Raw genomic sequence first — 23,938 nt, 5'->3', positions numbered from 1 at the left:
GCCGTGGTCGCAAGGTGCGCGCTGCCGCGATCCGTCCGGGGCTTACACCGAACGCGCTGATGGGATCGCGACAACAAGGCTCTGCGTCAGTTCATCGAGGTCGACCCGGATGAGCCGGCCTACTCGGTAGCCAGCGATGGTGCCGTCTGCGATTCGGCGACGCAGCGTTTTGACGGACACGTGAAAGTGCTCGGCGGCGTCGGCCAGCGGGACCAGGTGGGTGGGGCGGGCGGGGGGTGGGCTGGTGTGCGGCATGACGGCTCCTTTCGGGAGTTCCGGCTCTATGCCACAGGTGAGCAGCGAACTCCGGCGACGATGCACCCGGTGAAGTAGCCCGGGCGCGACCGACGGCGCAGCCGTCGACAAGTAATTCGCTCCGGGTGATTGCGCAGGCAGGGGCTGTTCTGCGACTCTGGTCTCACGGCGTAGGGTGCAATAGGTCCAGATCATGACCACTAATGGCCACCATCGCTATCCTTGTCGCGCTCGCTCCCCTCGTTGCTGCCGTGAGCCGTTTGGCGCTCGCATGGCTGGCCCTGCGCGGATCGGAGCCCGCCGATCGACCGGCCATCCTCAGGGCGCTGGCCCTGTGCCTCTACCGCCCCTGGCGAGGCCGACGCCCCTAGCGGGCGACTGCGGGGTGCAGGGAGGTCTTCACCGTCAAATGGTGTCCCAAAGAGCGGCATGGAGACAGGCGGAGCCGCCAGCCGGAGCCTTGCGGAACACACAGACGGGGGCCGACTGGAAGGATCGGCGTTATGAGCGACACGGAGCCCCTGAGGTCGGGCGGTACCCCGCAGCGGCTCGGCTGCCTCGGGCGGTTCGCGATCGTCGCCGCTGGGGTCTTTGTGCTCCTGGCCCTTGGCGTGGTCGGTGAGGCGGTCTGGGAGCGGTACCGACCTATCACCGATGCGGACCTCATGAGCGCGTGCAAACAGATCGTCTCCGACAACGCCACCGACTGGCACACCGGCACACGGACCTACGTCAACGGGATCTGCGAGGACCGGCTCCAAGACCCCACCCTGCGGGAGCAGATACGCAACTACCTCGAGGACAGGCGCAGGTGAGAGCCCGGCCGCACGGCGCCCACAAACTAGACACCCGAACAGGGGCGGGTGCGATGGCGACGCATCAGCCCTGGAAACCGGCCGTCGCGCACCGGCTCGAGCAGCCCGAACGGCGCGCTAGTGAGCACACCATGAGCGGGGCACACACTCGGGCACCGTCGATGGCACCGGAAAGGGCGGCTCATCTAGGCATCCGGGCGGGGGTAGCGGCGGGTCATCTGTCGGCGTCTGGCTCGGCAGGTGGTCGAGAGCCTGCCCTTCGACGACGAAGACGTTGATGTTCTGTTCCACCTCGGCCGGCGCGCCGAAGCCGAGCATGGTTGCCACCCCCACGAGAAGGGTCGCCCACGTGGCGATTTCCATCCGGACCGCGGATGCCCGGCTCCAGCGCCCGTCGGCGCGCTGCTCGTTGAAACCCGCTTTGATCGCGACCAGGTGCCGGTTCATCTCCGCCTGGCCGGCGGCGGTGGCCGTGCCGCCGGCGGGCACGTGCCGGTTGGCTGCCGCCGGGCGGGCGGCGACGCTCGGGCCGCGGGGCGTCTGGGCGACCAGGTCGGCGAGTCCTACGAGCGGGTCGGGAGCGGGCCGGGTGAGCCCGAAGGGATCGCGCACCGAGCCGCCGAGCCGCGCGGTCGAGATGCCCGGCGGCGGCTCCATCGCGACCAACTTCGTCATCAGCGCAGCGTTGCGCTGGGCAAGGCGCGAGGACCGCATCGAGTCCGCGGCGATCTGCTGGCCGAGCGTGTTGAGGACCGGCGCGATCGCGGCCAGCTCGCGCCGGACCGCCTCGACGCCGGGCAGCGCCGCAGCGGCGAGGTACTTCCCGACGATGCCCATGGACCGCGGCATCTCCGCGGCCGCCTGCGACCTCATGAGGCCGTTCAACACCCGGGACACCCGGTCGACCATCGGGCGCAGTGCCAGGTTCAGGAGCCGGCGGTGTTCGACAGCGGCCGCATGCAGGGGGTGGTCGACGTCGCGCAGGATGGCCTCAACCTCGCTGCGGGGCAACTGGCCGATGGCGTTGACCTCGGGGTCGTCGCTGCGCGGCTCGGCATGCAGCCTGTCCATAACAACATCACCGATGGACTGCTGTCCTGCTTCTTCTATCTCTTTCATAATGCCTCCTAATGGCTATAAATGAATACTTGGTGTAACGCGTCTAGTATATCATTAAATATTGGCATGATAGCGGCACTCCGGAATGCGCCTCCGAGTATCGACTAACGCACGTATGGGCTTTGTAGTCTGGTCAATGTCTGGCCAGCGGGCGGGGGTGCGCTCCGCCAGCGGCGTGCCGGTCAAGCTGTCCTACGTGCGGGATCCCGTGGCCGTGCACGGGCGCGACGCACGCCTGAGCGGGGTCCGGCGTTCGCGCGCCGTCCCGCGGCCGCCACTTCGACGTCCTGCCGCCAGGAGACGCTCTTCCGACCGCCACCGCCGCGCACGCCGCGTCCGCGCAGCTCACCGGATAGCGTGCCGCCCATGACTGAGACACCGGACAAGAACAGCAACGACAAGCGCATCCTGCAGATCATCCCCGCCGACGGGTGGGTCGCCGTACGTCGAGTATCGGTTAGGAACAGCGCGGGTTGTATCTGATGCACCTTGCAATGCGGTCGACGCCCTACCTCGCGCGTCGTACGGTGACCTCGACACCGACGCTGAAGGCGCCGCCGAGGCAGGGAACTCACGATGCAGCAGCACGAACACCCGCAGAACCTCACGATTAACGCCGACGGCTCTGAGACCTACGCCGAGACGACCGTCATCGACGGTGATGGGATGCTCACCGGCATGCACTCTGGGAGCACCTGTGTGCACGAGCCCGCGCGGTACACGATCTCGCGCGGCGCGACCCACGACGGGTCACTCGAGTTCCAGCCAGGCACCGCGGGGAGTATCGACGGCGCGAACAACGGATCACTCCACGTCGCGGACGACGCGGTCGTGGAGATCCGCGGGGCGCAGAACGGCTCCACCCACGTCGCGGCCGGCGGGATCGTCCGCGTCGCGCCCACCGGCCGCCTGGCAGGATCGCTGCACGTCGACGGACTGGTCGAGAACCGCGGGGTCCGCGCCGGCACCGTGTACCCCACCGACGCCGACATCCGGGACCTCGACGGCGGCACCGTGAAGCAGCCGCAGATGCGTGACGGGACGGCGCGTTACACCTGGTGACCGGCTAGACGTGACCGGTCAGAGGTGGGGGTCGGTGCGACGCACGGCGTCGACACGCGAGGTGGTGTCGATCTACCACCCCAGCCGCGGCTCGACGAGCTCGGCGAGCGAGCTGATCCCGTGGTACTCGTGCGCGATGTCTAGGGCGAGCAACGGCTCGTGGCGCGCGATCCGGTTGCGCAGGTCGCTGTGGCCCTCGCGGCCTAACTGGCCCCGGATAATCGCCAATTATCTGGGGGAGGCATGCCTTTGAGCCGCAGCCTGCCGCGGACCGCGACGCTGACCGCATGCACGAACCGACCCGATATCCGGGACAAGGAGACGAAGTGCAACTGCGCACCGACGAACAGGTCTGGGCTGTCATGGCCAAGTCAGGGCACCGCAAGCTCGGCTCGCTGGCTCAGTACGTACACGCCTTGGGAGCCGTCGTGGGCGAGATCACCGACCGCAGCCTCGCCCCGCACTGAATCCATGCCTACTGAGACCGGCAAATGGTGCAGGTGGTGTGGCTCGGTGATCGGGTGGAACACCCGTCGTGACGCCAAGTACTGCAAAAGAGCGTGCCGTCAGGCCTACCACCGCCTCAGAACCAGATACGGCGACGCCTTCGAAGAAGCCGTCCTGGCCGTACACGACCGTGCTCTCGTCAGCGCCGACGAGTACTCGGATTTTCCAGAGCCGTTCGCCGAACGGCCGGTGTACTGGGGAACCTCCACGGCGACGGCCAAGTGCCTTCACTGCCGCATCCAGGTCCTCAGCGGAACCGAGGTGATGGTCCTCGGGCCTGGGTCGATCTTCAGGGGAGAGGCAGGTCCCTTCTGCGACGACGACTGCTTGCTCGACTTTGTCTTCAGCCGCCCGCCGGAGTGACCCGATTTGTTACGGCTCTGGCGCGCTGACCTGCAGCAATACGGTTCAAAGTCCGCGCGGTGTCATTGCCCTCATCTAGGATTTCGTCCGGCAGAGTTGATGAGTTTGATCTCACTGCAACCAACTTGTCGAGCACTTCGCAGGCCCCGGTGGAAGCCGGGGCCATAGAGCTCCTCACCAGGGTTGTCGGTGGGCTGTTCTAGACTTCTGCCTGTCGGTGACGGACGCACTCACATGGGTGTAGTTCGCCCCGACAGCACGAAGGGCCAGGCGTTGGCGCGCCCAGCCCAAGTGCGACTTCCGAGCAGGATCACGAGACCGCGCCGCCCAGGACGTCAGAGGTTCTTCTTCCGGAGAACTCTGAACATCCTGCCATGCCTTGATGTGCTGATCTAGTCAGTAGGCGGCACGGTCGTTACCGAAAGTGGGACGACCGCCTTGAGCAACACGTACATCAGCATGTTCACGAAGTACCTCGCAGCCACGCCGGCCGGCGCAGCCAACGTGGGCGGGAGGATCGCCCGCGAATCGGGTGGCTCCTATGCCTACTGGGCCGACTTCTGGCGGCCCCTCCGCAACGCATTCACGGCTGACCGTCGCACGACCCGCGACGGCCAGGCACTGGAAGCCGCCACCGCGAACGTCTCCGACGTCAAGAAGAAGGGGCCGTACGCCGCCGCCGCACGCAACTGGGCCGAGCTGGCTCCCCAGTGGGACGGGCTGGAGCACGAGCAGATGCCCGCCGCGTCGGTGACGATCGGGGGCCTGACCGTGAAGGTCCCTGCCCAGTGCGCCGAGCGTTACCCTGACGGAGAGCTCGAGGTCCTGTACGCCAGGTTCAACCTCGACCAGCTCCCCGACGACGTCGTGCACGGCGTGCTGCGTGTCCTGCAGCGCGCCTTCCCGACCGCGACGTCGATCACGTTCATCGACGTGGCTCGCACTAGGACGTACACGACGCGTGGCCTGGACCTGACCGGTTACGACGCCTGGCTCGACCAGGCTGGGACCGAGCTCGACCAGTACTTCAGGGACGAGAACGAGGCAGCCTGATCGCTCCGCGGGTGAGGTGACTTGGTTTCGGGAACTTCCCGTGGCCCAGTCATCGGCCACCCGGGTTTAAGCAGCCTTATGATTCGGCCCGTCGGCGTCAGCCGGCGGGCCGGATGCATGGACCTAGTGAAAGCCTGAACCTGCATAGCCCGGATGTCTCGCTCGGACGCAGGCCCTGCAGAACCGGTACCGTAGGTCAGCGCGCGGACGCTGTCGAAGGCGCCGGGTGCTCAGCCTTCCCCGGTCTCGGTGAAGTTCGTGGCGTCGAAGAGAGTCTGGTCGCTGTCGTCGCCCGCATTGGGCAACGGCTGGTTCGCCTTCCTCGCCGCTTGCACGCGCCGCCCGAAGGCGTTGGTCTCGGCGAGCACCTCGCGGAATGTAGTCCAGTCCCCCTCGGAGGCGGTGGTGGCGATGACCGTGGGGTCGTACTGCGTTGTCCACCCTTTGAGGCCCGACCAGATCGAGGCCCACCGTCGCAGGCTGGCCGACGGGACAGCGCGTCGCGCGCCGTCGGTGTGACTGTTCACGCGGTCCCCGGCCCTGTCGTTGCCGGACGCGTGGCGGCGGTTCTCGTTCTTCCTGACCGTGGCCAGTAGCTCCTGAACATCCGCGGCGGTCACAGGTTCGATGGTCTGCTGGTCGGGATCACTGGCGGCGAGAGCTGCCCGTACGGCCTCGTACTCGGGATAGACCGCGTTCCCGCCTTCGATCCGTGACAGAGCCTCGGCGGCGAGGCTGCGGATGGGGTCAGGCTGGGTAGCGTCTCGGGTGAGGTCGACGAGCATGCTGAGGCGTTCAAGGGTGTTCTGCGACTTGTGGCCGGTGACGATCAGCGCCGCCTGCTCCCGGACCTTGCCCTGCCTAGCGCGATCCTGCGCGCCCTCCATCGGGCTGTCGGGTCGTGCCGGTGAGGTCCGGTGGACTCCACCGTCGGCGTCTATCTCGCCAGTCTTCTTGGTCTCGTTGCGCCGTGCACCCCCAAACCGGGTCTCGGCCTGACGACGTGCGGCGTCTTCGCGGAGTAGCTCCTTGATCTCGCGGTAGAGGGCTTCCCTCTCCAGCGGTGTGTAGTCCTTGCGTTGGGTGTTCTCGTCGCGTTCGGCCAGCAGAGCCGTGACCGGGTCGGAGATCCCGGAGCGCACCCAGATCTTGATCGACTTCCAGCCCAGGTGCTTGACGGCTTCCAGACGCCGCCACCCGCACACCAGCACGCGGTCCGGCGTGACGGTCACGGGCTGCAACAGCCCGAGCTGGTCGATCGACGCGGCCAACGCATCCAGATCGCCGGCGTACTTGCGATGCCGGGCACCGACGACGATCGAGTCGACAGTCACAGTGAGAGCCCCAGCTGGGGTGCTGGTTTCGTCAGGCATTGCGCACCTTCCTCGTCGTGATCGGTTGATCTGCTGCGGGGTCCGCAGCCCCGTGTCCTGGAGGCGCTGAACGGACGACTTGGCTCACGAGCTGCCGATCCGTCAGCAGAGCCGAGATCGGTTCACCGGAGAGGACGCGGCGAAGGAGACCGGTGACGTGACCGAGGCCGTCGTCTGGTCCCAGGACGACGCGGCACAGGGCCGTCCACGAGCGGTGCGGAATGTCGAGCAGGGTCAACGGCGTCAGGTCGCGACGTAGGTACTCGAACGCGGTGGCAGGGTTGCCGGCCTCGGCCAGGCGGGAGCAGACGTAGTCCAAGCCGTTGGTGGCGACGGTTCGAGGCCAGCCGAGCGCAACGAGCAACTCGACGATGTTCGCCACGGCCACCGGAACCTCCCCGGGAGCAACACCGTTCACAGACCTCGCGCGGGTAGATGAGTCATCGGGCGGTCGACGTCCAACAGCAGTGACCGTGTCGAGGTAGTCCGTCCATGAGCGGTCGCCGTCGTCACGTTCGCCGAACCGGACCACGTCATGGTGCCCGCCGGACATCAGGCGCCGAGCCTTGCCGGTGGAGCACAGCAGAGCGTCTGCGCGTTCGTTCGCCTGCACGGTCAGCTCCACCGCTCTGGTCACCACCGCCCACGGGTCGACGGCACGCACTGTCGCGGCGGCGCGCAGCACCTCGAACGCGGCCACGGCTGCGTCGTGCGAGGTCTGTCGGTAGCGACGGGCCAGCGCACCGAACCGGCGGGCGCAGTGGTCGAGCAGAGCCTCGGCCTCCGGGTCGGTAGCCCAGGCATCCGGACCTGAATCACGCAGCCGGAACAGGAGCTGACGTAGGCCTTCCGGCGAAGCGAATCCCCGTGGCACGGCCGGTCGATCCGGTGGGACCGTCGGGATCGTGAGATCGGTGGCGTTCATGTCGTGCACCGTGACATACGCCTGTACCTGTCGAGGTACCCCGTGACGTCCACCCGAGCGCGAATTCTGCGGCTCCGACAACCGGGGGAGATGGCGTTTGCGCAGGTTGGTGCACGGGTCATTGATGTCCCCCAACTCGTGCAAATTGGTTGCGGAGGCCGGCGATCGTGGGCCGTGCGGAGTGCCCGGGTCGCAGGGCAGAGCGGGACCGTCAGGGGAGCGCGCGTCTTCTTCATAGGGGCGACTGTGTCGATCGAGCGCACGCTTTCCGCACACCCTGGAGCGCACACCAGGCCGCACACCTGCCGTGTGCGGCGCGTACGTCCTGGTCAGGGTCTGCACACCAATTCGTCGGCGCGGGGCCCGCTGCGTGGTCCTGTGCCATGGCCCGCGAGATCAGCGGCGCGCCAGATGAGGTGTGCAGTGGGTGGTCGACGAGGCAGGCCGCGGGACTGGTCGGTGTCGATGCAGGCCGCGCTGATCCGCACGTTGAGAACCTAGGGGGCGCTCCCGAAAAGCCTCGCGGGCACGGGCAATCGGGTGCCATCGTGAGCCGATGAGCGAGCCCCAGTTGCGACCCGCGGTCCTCGACGACGCCGAGGCGATTGCCGTCGTGCACCACACGTCCTGGATGCAGACGTACTCCGATTTGCTCCCGGCCGAGCACTGGGAGAGCGACACCGTCGAGCGACGCGCGCAGCGGTGGCACGAACGGCTGTCCGACGGTCCGGGGAACCTCGCGGTCGCCGTCGTCGATGAACAGGTGGTGGGCTTCGCCAAGGCTGGCCCCACGCGGAGCAAGAAGAGCGTCCCGTCGCCAGTTCGATCCGATGAGCTGTGGGCGCTCTACGTGCTCGGCGAGCGTCACGGGACCGGGATCGGCGCGCTCTTGCTCAAGACCGTCCTACCGCCAGCTCGGCCCGCTGAACTCTGGGTCGCCGATGCCAACCCACGTGCCCGAAGGTTCTATGAGAAGCACGGCTTCACGCCGGACGGTGCCCAGTTCACCGATGACCTCAACTTCGCCTTGATCCGCATGGTCCGATAGCCACATTGGGCCTACGACTGGGCCGACGACGTGCTCTCCGTCGGTACGACGCGGAGGGAGCGTCAAGAGCCACCGGTGCGCACACCATGGTGTGCGCACCGACCGGGCTCGCCCGCCTTGGCGATGCGATGCCTACGAGTGTGCTCACAGCGACCAGGCGACGCGGGAGTCATTGCGTTGATGTGCTGGCCAGTCGGCGGGCTCCAGGTCGAGGAGCGTCAGCAGGTTGGCATCAGCAGATACAGGTCGTGGTGGGGCATTATTCTCAGGGCCGAGGATGAATTTGCGACCCAACTGCTATCACCCGCGCACCTCGCTGGACATAGTTTCTAAGGAGCCCGTCATGAGTGCATACATCGTGTTCTTCAAAGAGAGCACGCACGACCAGGCTGAAGTTGACGCCTATCTGGCGAGTGTCGGAGAGACATTTGAAGGGCATCCAGCGAAGATCCTTGCCGCCTATGGCGAGCAGCAGGTGCTCGAGGGCGCTGCACCCGAGGGCGTGGTAGTGATCGAGTTCCCGACGGCAGCCGACGCGCGAAAGTGGTACGACAGCCCCGCGTATCAAGCCGCGGCCGCGCATCGCTTCAAGGGCGCAACCTTCCGCGTCGTTCTCGTGGAAGGGACCTGAGAGCAGATCGGTCAGCACCGTTCGCCCCGTTGGGTGCGGACATGCCCACACGCGACGGGGTCACGGACGCGAAGCCCAAAAGCCGGCATGGCGGCGTTCAGAGCGGTTCTGGCTACGGACACGTCACATGCTCTTGGGGGTGTGGATGCCGAGGATGCCCCGGCCTGCTGCGAGGGTCTGACCGGTGAGATCGCACAGCACGAGCCGGTTGGCGCGTACGGCGTTAGGTGGTCACCACTCGGTGTCGGGTCCGAGCCAGGCCCGGAACCGTGCGAGCGGCTCGTTGGATCGACGGTGTGCACGCACGAGGAGGTTGGTCACATCGCGTACGGCGGGGTGGTGCCGGGTCTGCTGGGGCGCTGCCTTCTTCGCCACCATCAGGCTCTGCAAGGCCTTGTCGTGCTTGCCCTGCCAGAAGTACGCGCGTGCAAGGTCGGTGTTGTGATGCGCGACGCGCGTGGGGAGCCGGGTGAGCATGTGGTCCGGCAGGCGGGTCTCGTCGGCCAGAGCGAGTGCTCGTGGCCCGTCTCCGGACTCGACTGCGGAGGCCACCCGGTAGATCGCGACGTTCGACGGACCGAACGCCATGTGCCGCCAGTCGTTGTCCGTGTCCGTGGTCAGGTGCGTCGAGATCTGCCGGGCCTCTTCGACGTGGTCCATCGCCAGTGCCAGGTCGCCAGCACGGCCAGCGAGAAGTGACGAGCGCAGGTGCAGTGACCCGGTCGCGAGGAGGGCGGCGTCGTTCTCCCGGCCGCCTGGTTCGATCTGCGCGCGGACGGAGTCAAGGAGTCGAAGTCCGGGTTCGTAGAGCGCGTCGCGCATGATCGAGGTCGTGCGCATCCACGCGGCGAACCCCTTGGCAGCGGGGTCGTTCGTGAAGGAGGCGATCCACTGGATGCGGTCCTCGACGCTGGCGGCGAGATCTTCGTAGCCGGTCTGGTGCGCGACGGTGTGGGCGGCGTGCGCGTATGCGAGGAGCACCCGGCCGAGCGTGTCGCGTTCCCGCTCGTCATCGGTCGCGTGGACCATCGCGAATGCCTCGGAAAGTAACGGCGGCAGCATCTCCGCGAGCCGTCGGTTGCGCCCGAGCTGAAGCTGGTGCGCGACGTTCTTCGCGTCCGCCTCCAGATCACTCAGCGGCCGGGGTCGGTGGCCCAGGTCGATCGAGAGATCCCACGAGTTGAGGGCGCGGCGTAGTTCCGGGATGTACTTGTGGATGCGGTCCTTCTGCGGCTCTTCTGTGTCGTACGGCTGCCCGGTGAGCACCCCGGTGTCGACCCGCAACGCTCGGGCGACGGAGGCCAGCGTGGACTGGGAGCAGTCACGATCGCCCTGCTCCACCTTGCGGAGCAACGACAGGCTGATCGTCGCATCGTGCGCGAGGGCGATCTGGGTCATACCGCGTTGCTTGCGGTGCGCCGCGATTCGCTTGCCGATCAGCTCGTCGTCCATCGAAAAGTCCCCGCGATAGCAGTCAGTAGGCATCCACACCCTACGCCTGCGGGTGCATCGTCATCGAGGGGGCGGGTGCCACAGAACTGTGGCACCTGGGGCCTTGACTTCGCGGCTGCGGACCCTCTCGGATCCGGCGCTCCGGCTTCGATTCGGGCACAGGCCGCGACAAGGTGTGTTTCACGTGTCAGTGCCACATGAATGTGGCACTGGGCGCGTTGCCCCGCATTGAAAGTTGATCCTGGCCAGTCCGCGACCCATCTGGACTCGCCACCGAGGACGACTGACTACGCGTGGGTAAAGGGGCTGTGATGGGACTTGAACTGCACCATCGACATGAGGTTTCGGGTGTTCCCGATCCGCTGACCCGTGCGATGGGCGTCGCATTCCAGACTGTCGAGACGGTAGGTCCGGAGCGCATCGAGATCGTCACATTGACCCGGGGCCGGATCTGCCTGCAGCCGGTCGACTTGAACGAGGGCGAGCAGATCGCACACGTCCTGGGATGTGATCTTCCGCTGGATCACCGCATGTTCGTACCTGGGCACACGCTGTGGGCTGCTGAACGGGACGGCCTGGAGATCCAGATCCGGTCGGTGCTGCGTCGACTGGTTGCTCGATGAGTGCCGCCGTTGCCACATCCACTCGGATGCTCGTGGCGCTCGACATCGATGGGACGCTCGTGGACAGCGAGAGCAGGATCCCGCCGGGGACGGTCGAGGTGTTGGACTTGGTCCGCGCCGCCGGGCACAAGGTGGTGCTTGCGACGGGGCGGTCGCTGGCTGGACTGCTGCCGATTGCGCTTCGGCTAGGGCTTACGGACGGCTTGGCGGTGTGCTCCAACGGTTCCGTCACCGTCCGTCTGGACCGATCCGCACCGTCGGGCTACGACATCATTGCTGCCCGGACATTCAACCCGGGTGCCGTGATCGGCCGTGCGGTAGATCTGATCCCCGGCTTGCGGATCGCGGTGGAGGAGGTCGGATGGGGCTGGCGGACGAGCACTCCTTTTGAACCGAGGGAACTCAACGGGCAGCAGAAGCTCGCATCGCTGGATGACCTGACGGCACAGTCCGCGACGCGAGTCGTGCTCTCCGGCCCTGGCATCCGCCGATACGCCGGGGTGCTGGCTGAGACCGGAGCCGTGGTCGTCCCGATGGGTTCGGACTGGGCCGACGTCACCGCTCTGGACGTGAACAAGGCGGCCGCGCTCGACGGCGTCCGCGAACATCTTCACATCCCGTCCGAGCACACCTTGGCGGTGGGGGACGGCGTCAACGATCTGGACATGCTGGCCTGGGCCGGGCGCTCCATCGCGATGGGCCACGCGCCGGCGATCGTTCGTAGCGCTGCCGACGAGACGACGGGCAGCATCACAGAGGCCGGCGTCCTACCCGTGCTGCGCTCGATCGTCCCGGTCGTGGATGGTTCTCTCTCGTCGCTGGCCCGACAGATAGTCGTAGCCGAGCAGACCGCACTGGGCCCGGTGGCCCTGCGGGTGTGGCATGGCACCGGACCGGATCTGTCCCGGTGCGAGGTCTGGACGCTCCAGAGCGGCCAGTGGGTACGGCACGCGCCAATCCCGTCAGGTGCCAGGACCACGATGCGTGCGATCGAGTCCGCCACGCTGGAGGCGGGCTTGTCCTTTCCTCGCGGGGATGAAGGCCGACGTCGCGCTCAGTGGCGCAGCGTCGCCCCGGGTAACGGTCCGGCTGGGTTCGCCCTCCCCGTCACCAACCTTCAGCCAACCCCCTGGTCGACAGATCGAGGAAAGACGACATGACCACGCTCGCGAACAGAGCCCTACCCGACACCGCCCTGACGATCGTCGTGACTTGGGTGCCGTCCGGCAGCCCGACGACAGTCGAACGCTCGGCGGAGTCGCTGCGTGCGGCGGTGCAGGCACGGGGAATCGAACCTGTCGACGACGTCGTAGACACCGGCCGCGTCCTGGCCCTTGGGCCGCTCCTGCGTAGGGTCCTGCAGCACGGCGCCACGAGGGTGCTCCTAGGTGTGGGCGGTGGCCCCGTGATCGGGAATCCCGCCTGGCACGGCATGCAGAGAGTCTTCGCCGCCCGTGCGGGAGCAACCGTCGAGTTCATCCGCCTGTAGCCCGGTCCCTACGTAGGTGCACCACGAGTCGACGCCGTTCCTCGGCACGATCCACGGTTGACTCGAGGGCCTCAAGTCCTCCAACACCCACGAGCAGCGGCCCAAAGAATGCGCCAGAGCTCGCGAGGGCGGCGAGGGCAAGACCGAAGTCATTCCCGCCACGGCGGCAGAACGAGAACGAGCCGACGAGGCGCACGGATCGTCGGAAGACGTCACGCAGCGGCGTCTCGAGACGAACGCCCGGATGGTAGGCGTTCTGGACAACGACGGCGCCTCCGTCACGTACGAGTTCCAATGCGAGAGCCAGTGGGGCAGGCGACGATCCGGAAGCGGCATCCACAACCACGTCGTAGGGAGTCGACGTCGTGGCCTCGCCGAGAGAGACGAGCCGCGCGTCGACGCTAGCAGCGCGTTCGTTGAGACCGGTCCCTCGGTAGACGACGGTGACGTCCCAGCCGATCGACGCGCCGTACGCCGCCGTCAGCAACCCGACCGTCCCCGCACCCACGACCGCGAGTCGACCTGGTCGCCCCAAGCCAGAACAACGCAGGCCGTGGATCGCGACGGCCATCGGGTCGGCGAGCACGGCCACTGACGCATCCTCGGGAGCGATCGAGTGGAGGTTCCCCACCGGGGCCACGACCTGTTCGGCTAGTCCTCCGGGGAGATCCCATCCGATCCGCCGAAGGCCCGCGCACAAGTGCGTACGGCCATCGGGGCAGGCCTCGCAGAGTCCGCACGGCACAAGCGGGTCAACCGCGACGAGAGTTCCACCGGCGACCGTTCCGACGATCTCGTGGCCGGGCCGCCACCGCTGCGGAAGGTCGAACGAGCGCGGGGCACGCAGCTTCGGCAGGTCAGATCCACACACTCCGGCCTGACTTACTGTGACGACACTCTCTCCTGGTCTCGCGGCGACGTCGGGCACGTCCCGAACTGCAAGAACGCCGTCGTAGACTTCCCACGCTCTCATCGTTGCACTCCAATCCAGGCGGAGACGGCCTCGACGTCCGGGAAGGTCTGGCCGTTCCACCCGTCGTGCTCTCCGAAGGAGAGAGCAGCTTCGCCTCCCCGGCGTTGAACGCGCACTGCCGTCAACCCGAGACGTTCTGCGCCCCGAAGCTCGTCGCCGCCACCGTCGCCGACATAGAGCACGGTGTCGGCGGCGACGACGTCGAGCTCGCTCAGTGCCCGTCGGTAAAGAGACTCGTTGGGTTTGATCGCACCGGCAGCACACGAGAAGACAGCGCTGCCGAAGCGCGATGCGAGGTCACTCGGAGCCCACGCTTCGACGATCTCCGCGCTCGCATCGCTGAGCAGCCCGACCGCAAAGCCAGCGCCCGACAGCGCATCGAGAGAAGTGAGCACGGCCAGATCGGCACTCAACCGTCGAGGAGCAAGGTGTCTCCACGCCTCCACGACCGCGCCCAGGCTCAGTGCCTCGCCACCGACCTCGGCCAGCAGATGAGCACTCAGCTGCTCGACCGTCGTCAGGGTGCCGTCGTGACGAATCTGCCAGGACGCTCGGAGATAGCCCGCGACGTCCGCCACCGGACGCTCGGCGGCAGCCGCGAGAACGGCTGCCGCCGAGGAACGGTCGGCGGCGGTCGGCGCTGCGACCAGAGTTCCGAAAAGGTCGAAGATGACGGCCCGAAACTTCCCCTCGGCACCGCCGACCATGGAATCAGCCGGCGATCTTGGCCAGCTTGCGTCCGACCTTGAGGAAGACCTCGCCAGCTGTCGTGTCGATCCCCGCGAGCACCGTCGCCAGGCTCCCGAGGGCATCGTCCAGGGTCAGTGTCGTCTGCTCTTGCCCACCATCGGTCTCGACGACGATCCGCAGACCGTTCTGCTCTGCGACGCGACGGACGTCGCCGTTCGACTTCGCGAAACCGAGGCTCTTCACGGCCTCGATGACCGGGAGGTCAAGGTCAGCCACGACGGGGAGGTCGGAGACGTCGCTGAAGGTGCGCTTCGAGAACCGGGCGGCGAACTCCTCGCGGGCCTTCATCGCGGCGTCCACGCCGTGGATCGCAGCGGTGACCTCGCCCGCAAGGATCTTCTTTAGGTCCATCGGGTGCAGGGTGCCGGCCTCGAGCCGCTCGGTGACGACGGCGAGCTCGGTATCGGTCCACTCCGACAGTGCGCGGAAGTACGGCTCGACAAGCCGGTCCGGCACAGACATGAGCTTGCCGAAGATCTCGCCGGCCGGGGCCGCGACAGGCACGTAATTGCCCAGCGACTTGGACATCTTCGCCCCTGTGCCGTCGGTGCCCTCGATGAGCGAGGTCGCCGCGACGATCTCGGGGGTCTGGCCGCTGATCTCCATGACCTTGCGGCCCATCTGCATGTTGAGGAACTGGTCGATCCCGCCGATCTCCACGTCACTGTTGATCTCGACCGAGTCCAAGGCCATGACGACGGAGTAGATCAGCTCGGCCATCGACAGCCCCTGGCCAGCCTCGAGCCGCTTGCGGAAGTCCTCGCGCTGCAGCGGCATCGAGACCGGGATCTTCGCGAGGATCTCGATGATCTGTGGAAGCTTCACGTCGCGCAGCCAGTCGCCGTTGTAGCGGAACTGGGCGTGAGAGAAGTCGAAGAATGGGGTGACCTGATCCTTGTAGGTCGTCAGGTTCCGGGCGATGTCCTCGTCGGTCAGCGCGGGACGCTCGTCGGATCGCCCCGAGGGGTCGCCGATCTTCGCGGTGACGTCGCCGACGATGAAGACGACCTGGTGCCCCATCCGCTGGAAGCGGGACAGCAGCATCATCGGCACGGCGTGGCCGAGATGGACCTCGGAGCCAGTCGGGTCGATGCCGAACTTTGCGATGAACTTCCGGTCCTCGGCAGCGGCCTTGGCGACGCGCTCGGCAAGCGCGGCTGTGGACGGCTGGAGCTGCTGGGTACGGACCGCGATCAACTCGGCCTGCTCGGTCGGCGAGAGGTCCGACAGGTCCATCGTGCGGCGGGCCGTGGTCTCGGTGAGCAGGTCGGTGACCGCCTGATAGTCGGCCAGGTCCGCTCCGCGCAGTAGCGTGGTGGCGGTCTGGACGGACTGGGCGAGGCGGGTCATGGTCGTCTGCTCCTGAAAATAGGTGATGAGTTCGTGCTGGTAGAGCGTATCGGTGGGGCGGCTCGGCCGAGGTTTGAGATCGATCATGGGGAGCCTCGTCATCGTGGCCACAAGTCGATGAGGGACGTGAGATAGTCGGCCAGCTCGTCGACCTCACGCCGCCACTGCGGCCCGCCTTCGAGGCAGTGTCCGTGCAGCACCGCGAGCCGGCCGGCGTCGTAACGGGGTAGCTGGCACATGAGCTGGTAGGTGACGCTCGCCTCCGGGAGGAGCGGTTCGTCCTGCAGCAGCCGACGGACCTGGATGCCCGGCGTGTCCACGTCGATCGACGAGCCAGCGATGGACTTGGAGAACTTCGGGTGCCCGCCGAACCCGTTCACCATGCGCGTGTAGACGGCGCTCAGGAAGAAGTCCGCACGTAGCGGCGCGTCCGGGTCGATACGCCGCCGGGCCTCCTCAGCGAAGCGGACGTACTTGTGCTCGTCGAGCCCGAGCAGCACCAGCACGGCGTCGTACTCCTGGCCGAGCACGACGAAGTCGGCGGTCATGAGCGCGAGTGACATGCTGCGGCGAAACGTCACCGTGTCGTCCACCAGGCCGCGCGACGCGTAGTAGGAGTGGTTGGCCTCCTCGGCAGCGTCGAAGTCGGGCTGATCGACGTACCGGGCCAGGAGGTACATGGACTCGAGCGTCGGAAGGTGCCCGACCTGGGTGCGAAGCGCGCCCCGCCGCGGGTCGAAACCGAGCCGCACCGCGTACTCGCGGAACTGCGTGGCCAGCTCGGTGACGTGGGAAAAGGTACGGGCTTTGCCGTTGTAGGCGTCGAGGTCGCCCAGGACGATCTGGCAGGTCTCGCCGCCGTGTTGGAGCTCGACCATCTTCAGGATGTGCGAGACGGTCGCCATGTGCGGGGCACCGGACATACCGAAGCCGGTGGTCACGGCCCGGCGTTCGACGGGCGCCGCGGCGAACCGCTCGCCCTGGTGGTGGCACAGGTAGCGAGCATTCAGCGTGGCAGGGTCGAGCCCGGCAAGGGCGAAGCCGAACTGGTCGAGGTCGAGCGTCGTATAGCCGTGCTCGGCGACCACGTCGCGGTAGTACGGCTCGGAGAAGAGGACGGCGTTCGTCATCGCAGGACCCCTCGTTCGATCTGCTTGATGGCATCGGCTCGGTACGTGGCGGCTCGGTCGCGGTAGGTGCTCCGGAGCCGGTCGAGCTCTGCCGCCTGCACCCAGGCCGGCGGGCTGCTCGTGAGCGCATCGAGGCGCGCGGCGACGTCGTCGCAGACATGCGCCATGTACTCGGCGAAGACGCCGGGCGTGATGCGGTCGGTCATGCTCCCGGCGTGGACGCGGTATCGGGTCAGCGGGTCGTTCAGGACCGCACCGCGCCCGAGGTCGGCAAGGACGTGGAAGAAGAGCTCGTTCGTCACGGGCAGCAGGTCACGGGCATGTGCGGTACGCATGAGGAGCGTGCTCGTGGCACCGCCAGGATGCGCGCCCTCGGCGAAGAGCCGGCCGCGGAAGTCGACGACGCGCTCAGCGTGCTGGATGAAGGAGATCTCCTGACGGTTTAGTACGGGTGCGAGGGTGCGGAGCTTGTGCGGCTCGAAGGCGTCGTCCGCGTCGCACAGCGCCACCCACTCGCCGGAGGCCTCCGTGATGGCCCGGGTTAGCGCGGCGGGGAAGCCGAGATGCGGCTGCCGGACCACACGCGCAGCAGGGAACGTCGCGTAGACGTTCTCGCTGCCATCGGTCGAGCCGTCGTCCACGACGACGACGTCGGTGAGCCGGTACCCGCCCGGTTCCTGTGTGATGGCGGACCGGATCGCCTCCCCGACGTAGCGCTCGTAGTCGTGGTTGATGACGACGATCGTGATGCTCGGGGCGCTCATGCCGGCACCTCATAGACCGCGACGTGCGCAGCGAGGATCTCTTCATGCTCGGAGCGCCGGAACTCGGCGAACGCCCGGTGGTCCCATGGGGACCGCTGCTCGGCCCGATCCGGGACGGCCTGAAGCGCCTTCACAAAGCGCTCACCGAACGCGTAGGGGTTGCCGTCGGTCCAGTTGAACCAGACTGGCTCTTCAACGAGATCTCGGATCCGCTCGTGTTGCTGGTGCAGATATCCGACGCGCGAAACGACGGGCAGCAGCCCGAGGTCGAAGGCCAGTTCAAGCTGACCGGAATGTGTTCCCCACAGGTACGGCAGCAGGAGCACGTCGGCGGCGTGGGCCGCCGTCATGATCTCCGTGTCAGTCGGGTAGCCGCGCATGGTGACGTCGATCCGGGAGTCGTTGCGCGTCGTGTCGATGACCCGATATACGTCATCGCGGTCCGCGAGGTGGGCTGGGCTGATTCCGCGCATCAGCAGGTGCAGGCTGTCCTCAGGCCGGGTCGCCAGGGACCAGTTCACGACGGTCGCGAGCTGTTCGCGATTGGGTCGCGTGGCCCCGAAGAGGAGGTATCGCGTCCGTGCCTCGTGGGGGCGGGCAGCCGACACGACGTCGTCGGGGTGTACGACGAAGCCATGCGGGATCACGGTCGCGCGACAAGGGCTGCCGACGACGCGGTCCACCTCAGATGCAGCCCCAGGAGTCAGCGCCACCCACGACGCGTCGGCCTTCGCGAGCATCCTGAAGCGCTCCTCCAGCGCCTCCTGCGACCCGAACATCGCACGCAGGTCGTGCACTGTGTGGACCACGTGAACTCCGGCGTCATGGCATTCGGAGAGGAGTCGTTCGAGATCGTCGATCGCCTCGAACTCCACGTGGTGCAGATGAACGACGTCGACCCAGTTCAACGGGCGGTGTTCCACCAGCCAGCGCGCCGACACCGCGGCGGGCACCGTGGCGCCGTCGGGCAGGGTCTGCCCATTGACGGCCTCGATGCCTCCGCCATCGAGCTTTCGTGCGTAAGGGGTGCTCGCGGGGAGATGCACGACACGGATGCTCATCGCGCTGCCCCAGCATCCCGAACGACAACGAGCTGTGTGGTGAGTCCGCCACCCGCGTCGTCGCTGCGGGTCAACTCCGCACGCTCGACGTCCAGGGGGAAGCCCTCGACGAACGCCCGGAACTCGTCCTGCGCCCACTCGCGTACGTGCGCGGTGTTCCTCGGCTGCGCGAGGTTGCCGGTGCCCGAACGGCGGTCCCTGGCGGGGGTCGACAGGACGGCGCAGGCGGCGCCATGGTCCAGGAGTCCTTGGATGAGCCGCATCGTGGGGCGTGGGTCGACAAGGTGTTCCAGGACGTCGCAGCAAACGATCACGGATCGCGCCGCGGTCTCCGGGGCGAGATCGAGGCTCGTGGCCGTTTCGAGGTCTGTCTCGATCCATCGGCCTATCTCGTAGTTGTCGCGGCACCAGGCGATGTTGGAGCCGTAGTCCACCCCGACAATCTCGATCGTGGGATCCGCGGCGGTGAGGGCAACGAGTTTCGCGGCTCTACCGCAGCCCAGGTCGATGACGGTGTCCCGCCCGTGGGCCCTGGCCAGAGCAAGCGTCTCTGGGTAGACGTCGGGCTGCCAGGTGACGCCGTCGTCGTCGACGTCGGTGAAGTACTCCGGTGGGAATCGCTGCTCGTAGCCGGTACGCAGGAAGTGGAGGTTTGGGTCCAGGGTCATGGTCAGGCTCCTGTCGTCAAGCGCATCGCTGCACCACTGCTGAGGACTTCTTCGGCAAGGACCGTCGCGCGGCGCCGCGACTGCGTTACCCCGCTGGTCAGGAGAAGGTGGGCGGCGTTGCGCACCACGAGGGCACGGTGCGAGGGCATCCCGGCACCGGCCAAGAGATCGAGCGTCCTGTGGATCGCCTCGTCGGCGTCGGTGGGCGTCGGCAGAGACATGCCCGGTGTCGGGACGAGCGGAATCGACTCGACGCTGCCACCGCCACCTGGTTCCCCGCGGGCCCGCAGGAGGTCGCCATCGAGCCCGATCTCGTCGAGGTAGAGGCCGCCGGGGAGCCGAGTCCCGATGACTTCGACGGAGCTCTCGCCGAGCCTCGCTAGGACACGAGCGGCGACGTCGACCCGAGGGTGTGCCAGGCCGAAGAGCGTGACATCCCCTCGGACAGGGCTGGCGAGCGCCGCCAGGCCGAACGAGAAGAGGTTGGGAGCGTGGAAACGTCCGCCGTAGAGCCGGTCGAGGGTTGGGATGTGCGTCTCTACGGCGAGGAAGGAGAAGCCGTGGAGGGCGACGTCTTCGCGGACCTCGTCCACCGTGGTGCGTTCACGCAGACCGAGAGCCTGCGCTAGGTCGCGTGAACCCAGGGCGGAGGACGTCGCCCGCGACCCGATCTTGATGATTGTCGCGCCGGCCGCTGCGGCGACCAGGGCGGCCGGTGTCGAGATGTTGAGGGTGCGCACGCCCTTCTTGCCACTCCCAGCGAGCAAGACCACGCGGGTGCTCTCCGCTGTCACCGGCGCAGGCGGACGTCGGCCGTCCAGGTCGAGGGCGACGGCGATCGCCTCGGCAGCGACGTCCACCGTGGGGCCAGCGGCCATTGCCTCGGCCATGATGGTGCCCAGCGCGACGTCTCGTGCGGGGGAAGGCATGGCGAAAACGGCGCGGAGAGAAGCCGCGATCGTGGCAGGCCCCACGGGACGTCCGACGGCGATCGCGTTGAGCACCGAGCGGAGATCCCCGTCAACGTCCAGCGCCGGCACGGAACCGGCGTCGGGCGGGCGGAGATCGAGGTCTGCGGTCACAGGCTTCTCCTTGATGTCGAGGCGGACCGTGCTGATGCCCTCAACCTCTCGTGGGCAGCCACTTCGCGGAACGTCCTGACGACGAACCGGGACCGCACTTCTCCCGCACTCGCGAGGGCAGGTCAGAACCGGGCGCACGGCGAATCTCGTGCAGTTCGTGTCGCTCCCGCCACGGAGGCGCTGCATACGGAACTATCGCCGTACCCGCACCGAACTGGTGCTGAACTCCGGACTCGGATCGACCCGACATCGCAGGCAGGGGGAACGGTGGGCGATACCGTCCAACGGTGGTCAGGCCATGAGGCACGGCTGCTCCGAACAGCGATGCGTCTGACGCAACGGCAGTTCGCCGAGCTGCTAGACGTCAGCGAGCGCGCCATCGCCAAGTGGGAGCGTGGCGGACGCGAGTACGAGCAACGGTCGCTGACCCAAGGGCTGCTCGACACGGCGCTGGCGCGGGCCGACGACGATGCTCGAACCCGCTTCGTCACAGCGCTCGGGACTGAGCGCCCGGTGGACGGCACGGCACTGGAGCCGACGGGTGGTCTCCAGGTGGAGTCGCACAAGTTCCTGCCCGTGTTCCTCGGAGCCGAGAGAGTTGCTCGCCTCGTCGACCTGGTCGGCGCGCCTGCGACGGACTCATGGCTTGACCTGTCGGTCGCCCCGGTCTGGCACGAGGGAGCCGATGCGTGCTCGCTCTACCTATCGGCATGCGGTGTCGCCCTGGTCCACCTCGTCCAGACGCCCGAGGTCTCTTCCCTTGGCGAGCTGGCGCACTGGAGGCACCGCTCACACCGCAACGACCCCGACTGGGTCGCGGAGACCCTCGGGGAGCTCCTCGGCGAGGCCGAAATGGCCAACCTACGCCCCGGCTACGTCTTGTCTGGCTACTGGTTGCACCAACTCCCATGGGAGGAAGGCCACCGGGACACAGGAGTGCGGCTTGCCGCGCATCTCTCGACGATGCTCGACCGGACGGGCACCAAGATCCGACCGGTGAGTCCCGTGGTCGAGCGTGACATGGTGGCGTCCGGGTTCGAGCAGCCCGAGGTGATCTCGATCGGTTTGGCCGGCATCGCGACCGGATACGCGTCCTGGTCGGGAGTGGCCTACCACCCCCTGGACGCCACCCGGAGCCTGACCGTCGAGAGTTTCGTTGAGCTTGAGGTCTCCGCGCAGATCATGTGGTGCTATGCCCGCCACATCCAGGAAGCCACCGAGGAGGGTCGCGACCCCGGCATCACTGACGTCTACGGATGGCGCTTCCTCCGAGCTGCTCGCACCCGCATGACCACCGCTCGCGCCAACGAGTGGGCTCAGGTCCGGATGCTGCGCGAAGCGATCGTCACCACCAGCGGCCTCGACGCACTCCTGCTCGGCGCGCAGAACGCGTTGCGTGAAGACACCGACCAGCCCTCCACCTACCTTCTCGTCAGGAGAGATGACACGTGAATGTCGCCCTGCTCATCGTCGGCAACGAGATCCTCGACGGCTCCACCACCGACACCAACAGCGGGTGGGTCGCCCGTCAGATCCAGGGACGCGGTTCCCAGGTCGTGCGCACCGCCGTCGTTCCCGACGACCGTGCGGAGATCGCCGCCGGGCTCGACTTCCTCCTCGCCGCCCGGCCGCGACTCGTCGTGACGCTCGGCGGGCTCGGACCCACCCGCGACGACCTGACCGTCGAGGCCGTCGCCGCCCATCTCGGGCTGCCGGTCGAGGAGAACGCGGCCGGCGCTGCGATCGTGGCCGACCGGTACGCGACCCTGGCCGCGCAGGGCCGCGTCTCGGACACGACAAGCCCCGCAGCACAGGAGGCACGCGCGAAGATGGCGCGGCTGCCCGTAGGAGCGCATGCCCTGGACAACCAGGTCGGTGCGGCACCCGGCGTCTGGCTCGACCACACCCTGCCCGACGGCGGCGCCCTGTCGGTGCTGAACCTTCCCGGCGTGCCCTCAGAACTGAAGTGGATCGTGACGAACGCCGCGGGCGAGCACCTTCAGCGCGTGCTGGGCACGGGTTTCTTCCGCTCCGCGACGATAGTGACCTCGACGAACGACGAGTCCGAGCTTTCCGGAACCCTGGCCGCGTTCGACGCCGCCCACTCGGGTCTTGATGTCTACCTCAAGTCCCGCGCCAAGCGCTTCGGGCCCGACGTGCGAATGCAGGCGACGATATCGACGCACGGCGCCTACCTCGACGACGTCACGGCACGCATCGACGAGGCGATCGACGGCTTCCGCTCGCTGCTCGCCGACGCGTCCATCGAGGTGCTCTCCGTCGACTACGACGAGTAGGCGCCGTCCCGGGCCGCCACCGCTCGGGTACCAGACTGTCGGAGTTCAGGACAGGTTCGGTCCCGGTTCGGAGCCAGGACGTCGTGCAACCGACCCCCGGTCCCTACGGTCTTGTGTGAGCGGCGACGAACACGCCGTCGCCCACGCCGATCGAGGGAAACGATGATGGAACTCGTGCGCCCGTCCGACACCGCGCTGCGCGCTGCCGCCGGCCTCAGCGTCCATCAACGGGAGCTGCTCGACGAGTGGCTGCCCGCAGCCATCATCACGCATGACCGCAGCTCGGGTCTTAAAGCCTCGGTCGTCTTCGAGGTCGCGACAGATGAAGGCGGCTTCGTGGTCAAGGCCGGGAAGGACGCCGACCGCAGTGTCCGTCGCGAGATCCGCGCTCACCAGCAGTGGACCGCACCGTGGACGGCCAACGGCCTCGCACCCCGACTTGAGTATGCCGACGTCGGAGCGAAGCTCCTGGTCACCCGATACCTCGACGGCGACCCGATCCTCGATACACCCCACGAGGACGATCCGGTGATCCACCAGCAGGCCGGCGCGATGCTCCGGGAGCTTCACGCTCAGTACGCCTCCGTCGATTCGGACTGGGAGGCCAAGGAGAACGCGATGGTCGCCGAGCGGCTCGACCATCCCCACCGGATAGCACCCGACGTCGTCGCCCGCCTCCGCGAGCTCCTGGAAACCTTGGAGACCTCGCCCGTGACGGTCGTCCCGACCCACGGCGACTGGCAGCCGCGCAACTGGATCCTCCGGGAGGGCAGGGTCGCCGGGATCGACTTCGGCCGAGCCATGCTGCGCCCAGCCTGGACCGACTTCTGGTTCCTCCATACCAAGTACTTCAGCCGTGACCGTCGGCTCGAAGAAGCCTTCCTTGACGGATACGGCTCCGACCCACGGCAGGAAGCAGGGTGGTTCGGCGCCCGCGTCCGCGAAGCGATCGGCCCGGCGGCCTGGGGCTTCCAGATCCAGCATGAGGAGTACGAGCAGCTTGGGCACGACCTGATCGCAGAGGTACTGGGCGAGAGTCGCGGCCGATTCTCCTGACAGGAGCGTGTCACTTCGAAAGGGGTAGACCGTCCACCGTGGACACGGGGGTGCCCAACGCCCCGCGCACCAGGAAAGCCGACGCCACCGGC

27 protein-coding genes and 1 pseudogene are annotated in these 23,938 nt (G+C 67.4%); 13 read left to right on the top strand and 15 right to left on the bottom strand.

Annotation, left to right across the window (positions count from 1 at the left end):
• Positions 1-42: 42 nt before the first annotated feature.
• Positions 43-255 carry a helix-turn-helix domain-containing protein gene (locus AB0F70_RS13395; RefSeq protein ID WP_357448648.1) on the bottom strand — a complete coding sequence of 71 codons (213 nt, stop codon included), beginning with the start codon at positions 253-255 and terminating at the stop codon, positions 43-45.
• A gap of 503 nt (positions 256-758) precedes the next feature.
• On the opposite strand from AB0F70_RS13395, the gene AB0F70_RS13390 reads away from it, so the two are divergent.
• Complete coding sequence (locus AB0F70_RS13390; protein WP_357448646.1) at positions 759-1,070, top strand: hypothetical protein; 312 nt, start codon at positions 759-761, stop codon at positions 1,068-1,070.
• A 117-nt stretch (positions 1,071-1,187) separates the two neighbouring features.
• Here the strand turns inward: AB0F70_RS13390 and AB0F70_RS13385 are convergent, their stop codons facing one another.
• The gene (locus tag AB0F70_RS13385; RefSeq protein ID WP_357448644.1) at positions 1,188-2,141 is read right to left on the bottom strand and encodes a hypothetical protein; all 954 of its coding nucleotides are present in this window, start codon (positions 2,139-2,141) and stop codon (positions 1,188-1,190) included.
• Positions 2,142-2,765: 624 nt separating this feature from the next.
• Between AB0F70_RS13385 and AB0F70_RS13380 the strand changes: the two genes are divergently transcribed.
• Complete coding sequence (locus AB0F70_RS13380) at positions 2,766-3,251, top strand: hypothetical protein (protein ID WP_357448642.1); 486 nt, start codon at positions 2,766-2,768, stop codon at positions 3,249-3,251.
• Positions 3,252-3,323: 72 nt separating this feature from the next.
• Here AB0F70_RS13380 and AB0F70_RS13375 read toward each other — a convergent pair whose 3' ends face one another.
• A complete protein-coding gene (locus AB0F70_RS13375) occupies positions 3,324-3,479 on the bottom strand; it encodes a hypothetical protein (protein WP_357448640.1) in 156 nt (51 codons plus the stop codon).
• 59 nt (positions 3,480-3,538) lie between these two features.
• Here AB0F70_RS13375 and AB0F70_RS13370 point away from each other — a divergent pair, with 59 nt between their 5' ends.
• The 3 genes from AB0F70_RS13370 to AB0F70_RS13360 all read left to right on the top strand — a co-directional run bounded on the left by AB0F70_RS13370 (position 3,539) and on the right by AB0F70_RS13360 (position 5,174).
• The gene (locus tag AB0F70_RS13370; RefSeq protein ID WP_357448638.1) at positions 3,539-3,718 is read left to right on the top strand and encodes a hypothetical protein; all 180 of its coding nucleotides are present in this window, start codon (positions 3,539-3,541) and stop codon (positions 3,716-3,718) included.
• Between the two features lie 46 nt (positions 3,719-3,764).
• Positions 3,765-4,121 carry a hypothetical protein gene (locus AB0F70_RS13365; protein ID WP_357448636.1) on the top strand — a complete coding sequence of 119 codons (357 nt, stop codon included), beginning with the start codon at positions 3,765-3,767 and terminating at the stop codon, positions 4,119-4,121.
• A 438-nt stretch (positions 4,122-4,559) separates the two neighbouring features.
• Positions 4,560-5,174, top strand: coding sequence for a hypothetical protein (locus AB0F70_RS13360; RefSeq protein ID WP_357448634.1), 615 nt, complete (start codon positions 4,560-4,562; stop codon positions 5,172-5,174).
• 230 nt (positions 5,175-5,404) lie between these two features.
• Here the strand turns inward: AB0F70_RS13360 and AB0F70_RS13355 are convergent, their stop codons facing one another.
• Together AB0F70_RS13355 and AB0F70_RS13350 are read right to left on the bottom strand one after the other, a co-directional pair.
• Positions 5,405-6,547 (bottom strand): ParB N-terminal domain-containing protein, encoded by a 1,143-nt coding sequence (locus AB0F70_RS13355; protein ID WP_357448632.1) that lies wholly within the window; start codon positions 6,545-6,547, stop codon positions 5,405-5,407.
• Positions 6,540-7,607: a hypothetical protein gene (locus AB0F70_RS13350; RefSeq protein WP_357448630.1), complete on the bottom strand. Its 1,068-nt coding sequence runs from the start codon at positions 7,605-7,607 to the stop codon at positions 6,540-6,542. Before AB0F70_RS13350 ends, AB0F70_RS13355 begins: the two co-directional genes overlap by 8 nt.
• 421 nt (positions 7,608-8,028) lie before the next feature.
• Between AB0F70_RS13350 and AB0F70_RS13345 the strand changes: the two genes are divergently transcribed.
• Together AB0F70_RS13345 and AB0F70_RS13340 are read left to right on the top strand one after the other, a co-directional pair.
• Positions 8,029-8,520 carry a GNAT family N-acetyltransferase gene (locus AB0F70_RS13345; RefSeq protein ID WP_357448628.1) on the top strand — a complete coding sequence of 164 codons (492 nt, stop codon included), beginning with the start codon at positions 8,029-8,031 and terminating at the stop codon, positions 8,518-8,520.
• Between the two features lie 343 nt (positions 8,521-8,863).
• The gene (locus tag AB0F70_RS13340) at positions 8,864-9,151 is read left to right on the top strand and encodes a DUF1330 domain-containing protein (protein WP_357448625.1); all 288 of its coding nucleotides are present in this window, start codon (positions 8,864-8,866) and stop codon (positions 9,149-9,151) included.
• A 123-nt stretch (positions 9,152-9,274) separates the two neighbouring features.
• Here the strand turns inward: AB0F70_RS13340 and AB0F70_RS13335 are convergent.
• Together AB0F70_RS13335 and AB0F70_RS13330 are read right to left on the bottom strand one after the other, a co-directional pair.
• Positions 9,275-9,367, bottom strand: a pseudogene (locus AB0F70_RS13335) (DALR anticodon-binding domain-containing protein); the annotation flags it as partial.
• A 15-nt stretch (positions 9,368-9,382) separates the two neighbouring features.
• Positions 9,383-10,603 carry a helix-turn-helix domain-containing protein gene (locus tag AB0F70_RS13330; protein WP_357448623.1) on the bottom strand — a complete coding sequence of 407 codons (1,221 nt, stop codon included), beginning with the start codon at positions 10,601-10,603 and terminating at the stop codon, positions 9,383-9,385.
• A gap of 311 nt (positions 10,604-10,914) precedes the next feature.
• Between AB0F70_RS13330 and AB0F70_RS13325 the strand changes: the two genes are divergently transcribed.
• Genes AB0F70_RS13325 through AB0F70_RS13315 form a run of 3 tightly spaced genes read left to right on the top strand, consistent with a single transcriptional unit; the run spans position 10,915 to position 12,715 of the window.
• The gene (locus tag AB0F70_RS13325; RefSeq protein WP_357448621.1) at positions 10,915-11,226 is read left to right on the top strand and encodes a hypothetical protein; all 312 of its coding nucleotides are present in this window, start codon (positions 10,915-10,917) and stop codon (positions 11,224-11,226) included.
• Between the two features lie 32 nt (positions 11,227-11,258).
• A complete protein-coding gene (locus AB0F70_RS13320; RefSeq protein ID WP_357448619.1) occupies positions 11,259-12,386 on the top strand; it encodes an HAD family hydrolase in 1,128 nt (375 codons plus the stop codon).
• The gene (locus AB0F70_RS13315; RefSeq protein WP_357448617.1) at positions 12,383-12,715 is read left to right on the top strand and encodes a hypothetical protein; all 333 of its coding nucleotides are present in this window, start codon (positions 12,383-12,385) and stop codon (positions 12,713-12,715) included. The genes AB0F70_RS13320 and AB0F70_RS13315 overlap by 4 nt, the downstream gene beginning before the upstream one ends.
• On the opposite strand, the gene AB0F70_RS13310 is transcribed toward AB0F70_RS13315, so the two are convergent.
• Genes AB0F70_RS13310 through AB0F70_RS13275 form a run of 8 tightly spaced genes read right to left on the bottom strand, consistent with a single transcriptional unit; the run spans position 12,702 to position 20,493 of the window.
• A complete protein-coding gene (locus tag AB0F70_RS13310; RefSeq protein ID WP_357448615.1) occupies positions 12,702-13,688 on the bottom strand; it encodes an alcohol dehydrogenase catalytic domain-containing protein in 987 nt (328 codons plus the stop codon). The genes AB0F70_RS13315 and AB0F70_RS13310 overlap by 14 nt on opposite strands.
• Positions 13,685-14,395 (bottom strand): HAD family hydrolase, encoded by a 711-nt coding sequence (locus tag AB0F70_RS13305; protein ID WP_357448613.1) that lies wholly within the window; start codon positions 14,393-14,395, stop codon positions 13,685-13,687. The genes AB0F70_RS13310 and AB0F70_RS13305 overlap by 4 nt, the downstream gene beginning before the upstream one ends.
• Before the next feature lie 4 nt (positions 14,396-14,399).
• Positions 14,400-15,875, bottom strand: coding sequence for a tyrosine--tRNA ligase (gene tyrS, locus AB0F70_RS13300; RefSeq protein WP_357448611.1), 1,476 nt, complete (start codon positions 15,873-15,875; stop codon positions 14,400-14,402).
• A gap of 11 nt (positions 15,876-15,886) precedes the next feature.
• Complete coding sequence (locus AB0F70_RS13295; RefSeq protein WP_357448609.1) at positions 15,887-16,918, bottom strand: hypothetical protein; 1,032 nt, start codon at positions 16,916-16,918, stop codon at positions 15,887-15,889.
• Entirely contained in the window at positions 16,915-17,682 is a 768-nt protein-coding gene (locus AB0F70_RS13290) for a glycosyltransferase family A protein (RefSeq protein WP_357448607.1), read from the bottom strand. Before AB0F70_RS13290 ends, AB0F70_RS13295 begins: the two co-directional genes overlap by 4 nt.
• Positions 17,679-18,743, bottom strand: a complete 1,065-nt coding sequence (locus AB0F70_RS13285) for a hypothetical protein (RefSeq protein ID WP_357448605.1) — start codon at positions 18,741-18,743, stop codon at positions 17,679-17,681. Before AB0F70_RS13285 ends, AB0F70_RS13290 begins: the two co-directional genes overlap by 4 nt.
• Entirely contained in the window at positions 18,740-19,411 is a 672-nt protein-coding gene (locus AB0F70_RS13280) for a methyltransferase domain-containing protein (RefSeq protein ID WP_357448603.1), read from the bottom strand. Before AB0F70_RS13280 ends, AB0F70_RS13285 begins: the two co-directional genes overlap by 4 nt.
• Positions 19,412-19,413: 2 nt before the next feature.
• Positions 19,414-20,493: a hypothetical protein gene (locus tag AB0F70_RS13275; RefSeq protein ID WP_357448601.1), complete on the bottom strand. Its 1,080-nt coding sequence runs from the start codon at positions 20,491-20,493 to the stop codon at positions 19,414-19,416.
• A gap of 267 nt (positions 20,494-20,760) precedes the next feature.
• On the opposite strand from AB0F70_RS13275, the gene AB0F70_RS13270 reads away from it, so the two are divergent.
• The 3 genes from AB0F70_RS13270 to AB0F70_RS13260 all read left to right on the top strand — a co-directional run bounded on the left by AB0F70_RS13270 (position 20,761) and on the right by AB0F70_RS13260 (position 23,846).
• Positions 20,761-21,945: a helix-turn-helix transcriptional regulator gene (locus AB0F70_RS13270; RefSeq protein WP_357448599.1), complete on the top strand. Its 1,185-nt coding sequence runs from the start codon at positions 20,761-20,763 to the stop codon at positions 21,943-21,945.
• A complete protein-coding gene (locus AB0F70_RS13265) occupies positions 21,942-22,790 on the top strand; it encodes a competence/damage-inducible protein A (protein WP_357448596.1) in 849 nt (282 codons plus the stop codon). The genes AB0F70_RS13270 and AB0F70_RS13265 overlap by 4 nt, the downstream gene beginning before the upstream one ends.
• A 165-nt stretch (positions 22,791-22,955) precedes the next feature.
• Complete coding sequence (locus tag AB0F70_RS13260) at positions 22,956-23,846, top strand: aminoglycoside phosphotransferase family protein (protein WP_357448594.1); 891 nt, start codon at positions 22,956-22,958, stop codon at positions 23,844-23,846.
• The last annotated feature ends 92 nt before the right edge of the window (positions 23,847-23,938 follow it).

It is taken from the genome of Promicromonospora sp. NPDC023805 (assembly GCF_040639635.1).
In the GTDB taxonomy this organism is placed as follows: domain Bacteria; phylum Actinomycetota; class Actinomycetes; order Actinomycetales; family Cellulomonadaceae; genus Promicromonospora.
Note: the sequence above shows the minus strand (reverse complement) of the source record. Positions and strands in the feature narration are given on the sequence as shown.